Below are 10997 nucleotides of genomic sequence, written 5' to 3'. Positions count from 1 at the left end.
AAAAAATTTAAAAGTCTTTTAAGATATTTATCTACTTATAGATAACATTAGTCTTATCGTTTTCGCCTCCTTAAAAGCTCTTCTGCGCTACCAATAAACTCTCGTTTTTCAGTGGGGCAAAAGTAGAACTTTTTAATAACACAATCCTAATTTAATTAAACTTAAGTTTATATTTAATTAATATTTAAACTTAAACAACTGGTTACGTGAGACAATCATTTTAAGGGGCAAATAAAGCATTGGAGCATTGGAGCGTTGAGCGTTGAGTGTTGAGTGTTGAGTGTTGAGTGTTGAGTGTTGAGTGTTGAGTGTTGAGTGTTGGAGTCGCTCCTACGGAGCTCATAATATAATCATATCATTAGGTTACAAGATGCGCTCAATTGTACGAATTACTTTTTCTGCACTGATACTACTTCATACAAAGGGAAAGATATTGTTTGTGTAAAGGGTATTGAGATAATATTTAGAATAAATGAAGACGAAGGAGTATAAGAAAATAATGAATAGGTTGTATCGCAACGATAGACTAAGATTTATTACAGCATAATCTTTATAAGATAAACAAAGGCGCTTCGCTTAACGAAGAAAGACAAAGGGGGATTTCATAAAGGTTATTCTGTTCTTCCATAATCCTCGTTGGGCAAATATGAAATTTGAATAGCGCTCAAGGTTTTGATTAAACAATAAAGAGGTTTTTGAGAAAATACTTTAAGGTAGTATCTCACTAACTGTATAAGTTGAAAAGTTATTCTGAAAAATTTTGATCAGTACCTTCTTTATAATAGACAGGTCGCTCCCCCGGAGCTTAATCTCTTATTTTTGTTACTCCCTATTAACTGGTCGCCACTCTGTAGCTTTTGAAAAAATTGAGTAAAAATCAGAGGTGATAAAAAAGCTCTAAATAGGTTGTTCTTTACATTGTGGTTAAAATTTGAACTGTAAACTCTGGTATGTTTACTTAGGAACTCTTTCCTAGCCCGGATTGAACGGTATGTTTGAGCTCTTTTTGCTAAAAAGGAAAGGCAAAGCGCAAAAAAGCGAGTAGTGAAAGCCGGAAATAGCTACTGGAAAATGTGGTAGTGTTGGAGGGTGGGAGTGTTAAAGAGTTAAAGAATGCGAACGAGGGAACGAATATCTATATATGATTAAAAAAACACCTCCGAAATTTCAGAGGTAAAATTAAATTTTTAAGTTTTTATGATAAAATCAGAGATAACGTTTCGCTAATAATTTATATGTATAGTATCCTATTAAGCAACCGACGGTGTCGGCGACGATATCTAGTGTTTCCATTGATCTGCCGAGTTTCATTTCTTCCTGGAAAATTTCTGTGAGGAATGCATAAATCAACATGATTTGAAAGAAATAAGAAAATTTGATTCTGGGAAAAGCAGCAATAAAGCAAAAGCCCAATGCTGCAAATATACTTAAGTGCAAAACCTTGTCGATTCCATTGAACATAAAAAAGTATTCTTTGTTCTCGACACCGGGACGCAAAAGCATATAAGTAAGAAATGCCCAATAAATGGGCAGTATCTTAATAAATATGTTTGAAATTTTATCCAATGATTGCTTGATATTCTTCAGCGGTAAGCAATTCTGAATGATCTGCATCTTCTGCGATTTCAAGCTTGATAATCCATCCGTCTCCGTAAGGATCTGAGTTTAATAATTCTGGTTGATCTTCTAAACCAGCATTGAACTCAATTACTTTTCCTGAAATTGGCAAGAATAAATCTGAAACCGTTTTTACAGCTTCTACACTTCCGAAAACATCTCCTCCATTCACATCATCATCTACTGTATCTACATCTACATAAACGATATCTCCCAACTCTCCTTGTGCAAAGTCTGTGATACCAATTGTAGCAACGTTACCTTCGATTTTTACCCATTCGTGGTCTTTAGTGTACTTTAATTCTGACGGTGTATTCATTTTATTTTTTTTATGTTGACAAATTTATTCAAAATAGAGATATGCTCAAAGTAAATTTTGCATAAGTATAAAGAATAATTGGTCTTTGTGCTATTCTTCGTTTATATTACTTTTATCTAAGAGCTGTTTGAAAATAGTACAGTCTAATTTTTGCTGAGTATTTGCTTTTCTTTTAATGTGAATATTAAATTTACCAAAGTAGATATCTTTCAGTTCAGAATCTGGGCATAGCGATTGGTTTATTGCTGCTATGCTTGTATTTGTTGCATCAATGCTCCCATCTTGAAAAATTACTATTTCTTTTTGCTCAAACAGTGACACTCTTTGAATTGTCATTTCAAAATTATTATTTTCTACTTTCCAGGTTTTTTGATCTAAATTTTCATACCCAATAATGGCAATTATAATCAAAGAAAAATTGGTGATAAAATGCAAAAGAATGGAAGCCCAAATTCCAAAATTAATGACCAGCCAGATAAAAACCAATGCTAAACCTAGGGTTCCTAAAATTCCTGGAAAAGAGGAAATGCTTAACAAATCAGAAAACTGATAGTGCATCATACTGAAGAGAAAAGCGTTTACAAAATAAGAAATTTTGAGAAAGTGTTTTCTATTTTTATATTCAAATAAAAAAATCTGCACAAATAAAAACGGAATTAAAAAGTAATTTTCCTGAAAAATGATAAATAAAGCCATTCCTCCATAGCTTATAAATTTCAAATATTTTTTGGAAGTGAACATTCCCCGAAATGTTATTTCTTCTAAAATTGGAGCTATAAGAACTCCTGCAATTAATAGTTTAACAATATTGATATCGTTAAAACGAACTGCTCTGGAAGACGAGTCTTCAAAACCAAAATAGTCTAAAACTATCGAAAGTGCAGAGAAAAACAGAAACATAAAAAGTCCCGTTTTGAGCAAAAATTTTTCTTGGTAAGCTCCTTTGGTTATATCTACAGTTCTCATGGGGCTCAAAAAACAAAAGACACACAATACTGCGCATCTTTTATTCTTATTTAAATTAATTATTATTACCTACCAAAGATAGTAATTGAAAACTTATCATCCAATAGTTGTGAAATAAAAATCCCTTTCTTTTTTCAGAAAGGGATTTGTCTAATTATTTTATTTATAAACCTCCAGAATCACCAAAAGTGAATGTTGCGGAGATCCCAGCTCTGATTGTCGACAGCGGGAAGGCTGTAGAAATCTTATACTTGGAAGTCATCTGTTCGTAGAATAATCTTAAGTTAAGGTTTTCTGAAACGTTGTAGTCAGCAGAAAGCTTGATATTCATTAATTTTTGCCCTCCTGTGATTTGAGAATCATTCAACAAAATGTTCATAATACTTGTCTGGCTATCTCGTAGAGAAATATCGCCACGAATATTTAAATCTGAGCCTTTCGCTCTTGCCCCTCTTTGATTATTGGTTCCCAAACGGAAGTTTCTTACAATATATCCTAGTCTTATTACATATTCTGAATAAGCATCTTCGGTAAGTGAGTGATTAACCAAACCAAGAATCATACTTCTTGTTTTGTTGTACTGCACCCCAAACTGCATATTGTTTCTCATCGTAACATCAACTCCAATAAGTGGTGAGAAAGACTCTGTATAACTTACCTGAGAGAAAGTATAAGGATTGATATAATTATCATTAACATCTCTCTGAGAACTACCCTTGTCTATTCTGCTGTTGAAGTAATCAATATTCGACTGTATTCCTGTTGCGGTATATGTTGCGGTATAACTGTGGAGAATATCAAATTTGGTAAACTGTCCGTTAATAATCGGAATATTTCTAAGACCTGAGTAAATTATTCTCCAGTTCGGAATCGGAAGTCCAGCTTTTTTTGCATTTCCTAAACGTTCAGGATTTTTGCCTTCCATTGCAGCACGGAATGCAGGAATTAAAACATAAGCATTAGAAATACCGTGTCCGTCTGTATATCCATTCGGATCTAACACTCCTCCCATTTGCTGTGATATCAATTGAGCATTGGCTCTGATGGCATCATAAATCACCGTGCTTTCTTTAAATGATGAATTTAAAAGAACCACCGTATTAGAATAAGATACCATATCACTTGCAAACGTAAGATTCGGATTTGCAATTTTTGTTTCTTCATCTACATAATTGAATCCTGTATGTGAGAAATTTCGGTTATAAGTCTGTAAAACATTAAAGCTTATATTAAAATCATTCATCGGGGAGACCTGTAAATCTGATCTAAACTCACGGGTAGACATCTTCATGTAAGGATCAATCATAAATGGCGAATCACTCACCCAACCTCTTTCCATCGACAATCTTCTGATGTCTGCCTGCGACCCAAAAAGGAAACCTAAAGAAGGACCTCCCAAAGTCTGGCCATATCCATATCCGTTTGGTGCAGATAATAGACCAGGAAGCACAGTTCCGTTATTTTCGGTGTAAGTTACATTTAATTGCTTCATGGAAGTAAGTACAAATGCTGCGCTCTGTAAAATAGAAAGCTTGTTTTTAAACTTATATCTTTTGTATGCATACCTGTTTTTCTCCCAAGCCTGATTTACTGCATTGTTCAATGAGTCTTGTTCCTGCTTACGCTTTTGTAGCGTGGTCGACATCTTTTTAAAATAACTGAACTGTCCAAAGAATTTTGGAAGATCTGCTGTAGCATTCGCTGAAATAACATTTGAATTTTGCCCAATTGATCCTAAACTTCCTTCAGGACTTGCAAGAAGTGCCGTAGATCTTGCATTCCAATTATAAGTAAAGCCATATCCTAATTCTGCATCAATAAAATCCAAATATGGAAGATATTGAAACGGTAATTTATAATTTAGCTGAACTTTGTGATTATACAAAACTGGTCTTCCTGCTCTGAAAATATTTCCAAAAATAGATGAGTTATCCATTGTATTCACATCCACCTGATCATTCAATGTTCTTGTAGCTGAGTTAATTTCCAGTTTTAGAGATTTAGTAAAATTAAAACCTAAACCATATTGCCAGCCGAAGTAGAAGTTTCTGTTCTTCAAAGCAGCAAAGTCATCATTAAGATTTCCGCTCAGAATAGCATCAATATTTCTAAATTCTAACTCGTTATAATTTCTGTCTAATTCAGTTCTGAAAGATAATCTTGTAGGAACCGGATTGATATTAAACTCTTTTACCCATCTCAGATATTTTGTAGATTTTGCCGTATCACTAATCATTTTATTGAAAGGCTTTACTACCCAAGGTTTGAATGTGTAATTGTAATCTAAATACCCTCTGAAATACTGTCTGTAGTTTTTCTTGGTGTAAATATCTCGGTAATGATCGTCATTATAAACAGCAGTAAGTGAAAGGTTTTCTACGTCATAAAACTTAGGCTTACTGTTTGGTTTCACCCTTTCTTTATGCATATTAACAACCCCAATACTTCTTTGCTGCGTATATGTTCTCGCTACTTTTTTCAATTCTTCCCTGTTTGCCGCTTTGCTAAATTCAACATCGGTATCTAAAGGATTATACTTCGGGTCCTCGATCGTTTGAGAATAAGAATAGTTCACTGGAATTTTCATCCCTGTTTTTTCAGGTAAAAATTTATCTACATTCACAGCGGTATTGATACTGAAAGCAGATTGTGCAGCTTGACTTCTTTCTGCTGGTTTAGAATCTATATTTCCAAATCCTACTGATGAATAAGAAGCGCTTGTATTAACCGTTGCAAAATCTCCCAAGTTGAAATTTAAGCTTGCATTTCCTGCATACCCTCCCTCATTATCAATTTCAGAAAGACGGATTTCGTTTACCCAAAGAGTTACATTATTTGGAGTTTCACGACTAGATCCAATATTTCTTACCCCAATCATAATCGTAGTAATATTTCCTAATGAAGGTCTACCTTTTATGTAGATCCCTTTATCGCTATCACCAAATTGCGAATCTTTTGTTCTCGTAATAATATCCGCTGGAGACTTTCTGTCTCTTCGAATTTTTGCATCAACAAAATCTTGAATATTAAAATCAACATCATTTTCTGCAGGCCAAATTTCTAAAGGAGTTGTAGCAGAATTGGATGTATATTTTACAGAAGCTTCATATTCGTAATAATTATCTGTTGCATCACTACCAAATCTTATGAAAAATTTTGTCTTAGGATCATAATCTGAAGCAGTAGGACGATCTAAGTTTTGACCATGAACAAATAATCTTAATTTCTTATATCTTCTCATATCTAAAGATGTATTTTTAAATACACCTTTAGCTTGATTTGCAATTTTTGTTGCTTTTAAATATAATGAAGCTTCATTTTGTCTTTGCGCACCCGCATTACCACTAAGAACCTGTCTATCGATTCCCGGAGGAAGTACATAAGGGGGTTGGTTAAGTGCATTTTCTTCAATGTTCACACTTCCTACCTCAAGTTCAGCAGTTCCTATATCATCACCAATACCTTCCTCATTTGAAGCTACTGTTGGACTTGCAATTTTACTGGTATATCTTCTCCAGTCTGATCTAATCAAATCCATAGTACCAAATCTCAATGTTGAAGTTTGATCAAACCCTGTTAACATTAATCTTGCAAATCTTACATTATTAAGAATTTCCGGCTTTTGTTCTCCTCCTATTCCACCTCTTAAATCTGAAACAGGAATTCTAAATAAATACCATTTTACATCATCAGTTTGCCCATTTTGGAAAGTTGCCGTTACTGTTTTTTGATCAACGATATAATTATCAGTTCCTAAACTCAAGCTTGCAGCGTCCAAGCTAATTTGATATTCGTTATAACTTTCAGTTTGATCCAGATTATAATCTTTATTAATATCTTCAGCATCAGGAGTTTGCGAAGAAACTTCCAGTGAACCGCTTCGTGAATTTCCTTCAGGACCCCTGAAATATTTATATCGCTGAATAATAGATGAAGCCTGACTTCCTGTAAATTTATCAGACAAATAGAATACGAAATCATCCACTGCTGGATCTGAAAGATTGGTTACAGGATTTACAAAGGTATTTCCAAACCTCATCGCTTCCTGATCCGAACTTAAACCATCATATCCTAGATCCTGTGCTGTTCTATCCGCCCCTTCACTTGAAAACGCATATAGAATTGGTGGCTGTTTCGGCTGAATCCCCCAATTGGAAGTGGTTGTTGTTGACGGATTTCCCCCAGTAGGTAAACCGTTTTCGTATTGCATTAAACCATCTTTAAGAACATCTTCAGAAACGTTACCTAACTGTAGTAAAAGTTTAGGATTTGTACCTAAAGTATTTCCGTCTGCATAAGGATCCATCATCCAGAATTCGACGTACTCAATATTCGAATTCACAAAGTTAGTAACACTTATCGGACGCATAATTCCCGCCCATCTTTGTTGTGTAGTTTCAGTATTCGGATTGGCGTTGTAAGGTCCTTTTTCCTGAGGAAAATAAGAAATATCGAAAGTATTGGTAAAAGTTTGCTCTCCCGCTACAAAATCTCTGTTATTAAAAATTTCCGAGAACTGCACCCTTCTTGAGGCATGGTTGGAAACCGATGCAGGAGTAATTCCCTGCGGAGCTCTACCTCCCACTCCCCAAAATCTCGGATCAATATTATACCAAGAAAGCAAGCCTCTTCCGTAACCATTGGTTAAATTATCATTGGCGCCTGCTCCAGCAAAAAGTGGATTGCTTTGACTTTTTTCCGGTTTAGAAGCTAAGCTCCAAGCTGTAGGTTCTTTTAGTGAAATTTTTGAAGTAGTCTGTTCAAAATCATCGATGTAAGATTGGTCATTTGTTCCTTTATTGATCCCCGGAATTAAATAGGCACCTTCCATTTTAAAGTTTAAGTTGGAAGGAGCTTCTGTATTGATTCCCGGAATTTTGTCTGTTAATCTTGTCAGGAATGGCAATTGATTGTTGTACATCATATTTACTCCCACCATTGTATTGTTTACGGCTTCCTGTCCATAATTTACTTTTTGGGTAAGCGGAGATTCAGAATAATTAACAACCGTTCCACCGAAAATAAAGTTTTCACTAACTCTTCTTTCTAAATTTAAACCTAAAAATCTTTTTCTTTGGGTATTGAACGTTAACTGATTTTCTAATGAAATATTAATCGCCTGACCAGACTGTTTTACTGTTTCATTAATAATGGTAACAGATCCTAACATGTAATCTACTGTATAATCAATACCTTCAGTAAGTTGTACCCCGTTTGCAGAAACTTTTACAGAACCCTGCGGTACATTTACAGCTCCCAAAGAAATTCCTTGTCCCTGAGCCCCTTTATAACGGCCTTCCATTGTATAACGCAATGCAAGATTACTCTGGCTGGCTTGCTGTTTTTGTTTCGAGTAAAGATCTGAATAGACATATTTAGGGTCATTTCCTATCAAACCGGCTATATAACTTCCGAAAGGCTGCACTTTGGTAAACATAATACGGCCTTGTTCTTTCTTGATAGTAATTCCTTCTACAAAGTCAAAAACCCCGTCACCTAAAACCCCATTATTATTCTGTAAATCGCCGTTCACATTAAGACGATCCCAATTGAAAAGTTTGAGCAAATTGGTGCCTTCAACAGAAGTACCGGGTAAGTAATTTACTTTACCTCCTGTCTGTGCATCACGATAATATACATTTAAAATAAAACCATCTCTGTCTACCTGAGCTGCATCTAAAGAATAAAAGTTCTTCATCATTAGATTCCACATTGGTGAATCAACTCTTGTATTACTGTTTGATCTTAATAATTTGGTGACCAAAACCGGACTTTCTTCCGAAAATTCCCCGACTTTATAAACTTGATTAGTTCCGTTTACTGTATATGAATATGAAACCGCCAAAAGCTGATTGTCATTGAGTTTTTGATTTAAAGAGATATATCCTAATTGCGGATGAAAGGTATATTCATTCGCATCCATTCTTCTTGCTTTGGTACTCAAAACAAAGTGCTCCCCATTTTCATAAGGTTGTGCACTTCCTGCAAATGTCTGTCCCTGGAAATTGGTCAGATAATTTTTTCCTTGTTCTCTAGGTTTACCAATTGCGTTATTAACCTGATTATATAATCCGTTTTGAGAGTTATCCGGCGACCCTGAAGCTCCGTCTCCTAAATCTCTGATTCCGATAATACTTTTCTGATAGGCTAAATTTGAATTTCCCTGATCTAAAACCCATACTTCCATTCTGGAAATACTGATTTTAGAATTGATTTGAGGATAATTAAGCAAAGCATTATCATAATTATTCAAGAAGTACTGCCCGATAAAATAATGCTGATTTTCTTCATAATCTACAGCATTTACTTTAAAATTATTCATTGTTCCACCACCTTGTACTACGATATTTCTTGCTTCACCTTGTTGTTGCGAAAGCACAACCGTTCCGAAAGTTTTACCCAACTGAAATTCAGACTTTACCCCAAATAAAGATTCAGAACCACGGATCAAACTTGTTGAAAGCGGCATATTCACATTACCAAATTCAATTCTTTTGATAATTTTATCTTCACCTCCTGCATTAGGTTTATTTACATCATTCAAACCTTTAGTCTGAAGGTCTTTCCAAGTACCTTTTGACTGCCAAACCAAATTCATTCTGTTCTCAAAAGCAAAACCACTTTGAGTGTCATAATTGGCTTTAAGCTGTAAGTTTTCCCCAACTTTCCCGATTAATCCCAACTGAATTCTCTGATCGATATCAAACGTAAAACTGGTTCTGTTTTGGGGTAAAATCAAAGGATTATCAATTTTTTGGTATAAACCTCCAAAATCAAATGAAGCATAACCAGAAGGAATAATTTCAATTTTATTACTTCCAAAAATAGATTCAAAAAGTCGGTTGTTAATCGTTAAAGAAGGAATCAATCCTTTCTTTGCCGCGTCCGTTTTATCTTTTCTGAACATTAGATTGTACTGATTAGACTTTTCTCTGTAAAAAGCTTTAGACTGCTCTGCAAGCATAAACTCTTTATAATCTTCCGGCGACATGGCAACAGGTGGTCCAGTAATTGTATTACCAATCTTAGGATACACGTAGTACATTCCAATTTTCACATCGTAATATGCTTCGTAATAGGTAGGGTCGGTAATTTCGTAATTCTTTTTTATAGAGATACCTTGCTGTGTTTGTTCCTGCCCAAAAATATTAATTGAGCTGAATAAAAATGACAAGAGTATATAGATGCTGAGAAACTTATTATTTTTCACCAAATGTTAAATGTTTTTTAAAATTTGTTTTACCAATTCTTCTATAGTAATTTCCGGAGCTTGCTTCAAAATACGATCTGCAATTTTCTCGCTTGTTCTTTTAGGAATCCCTAAAACTTCTAATGCAGATAACGATTCTTCCTTCACTTTATTATTCTCAAACGAAGAAATATTCGCTTCAGTAGTTGCAAATTTTTGAACTTTATCTTTCAAATCAACAATGATTCTTTCAGCAGTTTTTGCACCAATACCTTTGGCTTTTTGTATTACAGTTCCGTTTCCGGAAAGTATTGCCGATGCAATTTCTTCAAGGCTTAGAGTTGATAATAAAATAAGGGCAGAAACAGCACCTACACCATTTACGCTTATTAAGAGATTAAACATTTCTTTTTCCAAACGGGTATGAAACCCAAAAAGCAGGTGTGCATCTTCACGGATGATTTGCTGAATGAATAAAAATGTTTCTTTATTTAAAGTTAGTCTTTGAGAAGTCATGAGGCTGATTCCGACATAATATCCTACGCCATTTACGTTGATTACAGCGTAAGTTGGGGTAAGCTCCTGAACGATGCCTTGTAAAGAAAATATCATTATTAAATTTTATAACTTCCAAATATAGTAATTTAAACTAAGTAATGTTTTCATTTCAAACAAGAATGATTTTTAACTTAATTTTAAATAGCAAATACAATAAAAACAGCTTTTAAACAAATAAACCCCAAAATAAGATTTCTTCATCTTTTAAATTAAAATCATTCTGATTTCGTGCTATATATTCCCTTTTTTAATTAAACCTGTTTAAACTTTTATTTTTCTGAGAAACAAGATAGAGAAAGCGAGATAATGTAGATTTGTCCAAGTAATATTCAAAGTCTCAAATCTTAC

Annotated in this window: 5 protein-coding genes; all 5 read right to left on the bottom strand. The window is 34.4% G+C overall.

Annotation, left to right across the window (positions count from 1 at the left end):
* Positions 1 to 1206 precede the first annotated feature (1206 nt).
* The 5 genes from B5X64_RS21865 to ruvA all read right to left on the bottom strand — a co-directional run bounded on the left by B5X64_RS21865 (position 1207) and on the right by ruvA (position 10703).
* Entirely contained in the window at positions 1207 to 1614 is a 408-nt protein-coding gene (locus tag B5X64_RS21865; RefSeq protein ID WP_079467243.1) for a VanZ family protein, read from the bottom strand.
* Positions 1559 to 1936: a glycine cleavage system protein GcvH gene (gcvH, locus tag B5X64_RS21860; RefSeq protein ID WP_079467242.1), complete on the bottom strand. Its 378-nt coding sequence runs from the start codon at positions 1934 to 1936 to the stop codon at positions 1559 to 1561. Before gcvH ends, B5X64_RS21865 begins: the two co-directional genes overlap by 56 nt.
* A 90-nt stretch (positions 1937 to 2026) precedes the next feature.
* A complete protein-coding gene (locus B5X64_RS21855) occupies positions 2027 to 2836 on the bottom strand; it encodes a CPBP family intramembrane glutamic endopeptidase (protein WP_164463380.1) in 810 nt (269 codons plus the stop codon).
* Between the two features lie 229 nt (positions 2837 to 3065).
* A complete protein-coding gene (gene sov / locus B5X64_RS21850; RefSeq protein WP_079467240.1) occupies positions 3066 to 10112 on the bottom strand; it encodes a T9SS outer membrane translocon Sov/SprA in 7047 nt (2348 codons plus the stop codon).
* 6 nt (positions 10113 to 10118) lie between these two features.
* Positions 10119 to 10703: a Holliday junction branch migration protein RuvA gene (ruvA, locus tag B5X64_RS21845; RefSeq protein ID WP_079467239.1), complete on the bottom strand. Its 585-nt coding sequence runs from the start codon at positions 10701 to 10703 to the stop codon at positions 10119 to 10121.
* Positions 10704 to 10997 lie beyond the last annotated feature (294 nt).

It is taken from the genome of Chryseobacterium balustinum, from assembly GCF_900168205.1.
Classification (GTDB): domain Bacteria; phylum Bacteroidota; class Bacteroidia; order Flavobacteriales; family Weeksellaceae; genus Chryseobacterium; species Chryseobacterium balustinum.
Note: the sequence above shows the minus strand (reverse complement) of the source record. Positions and strands in the feature narration are given on the sequence as shown.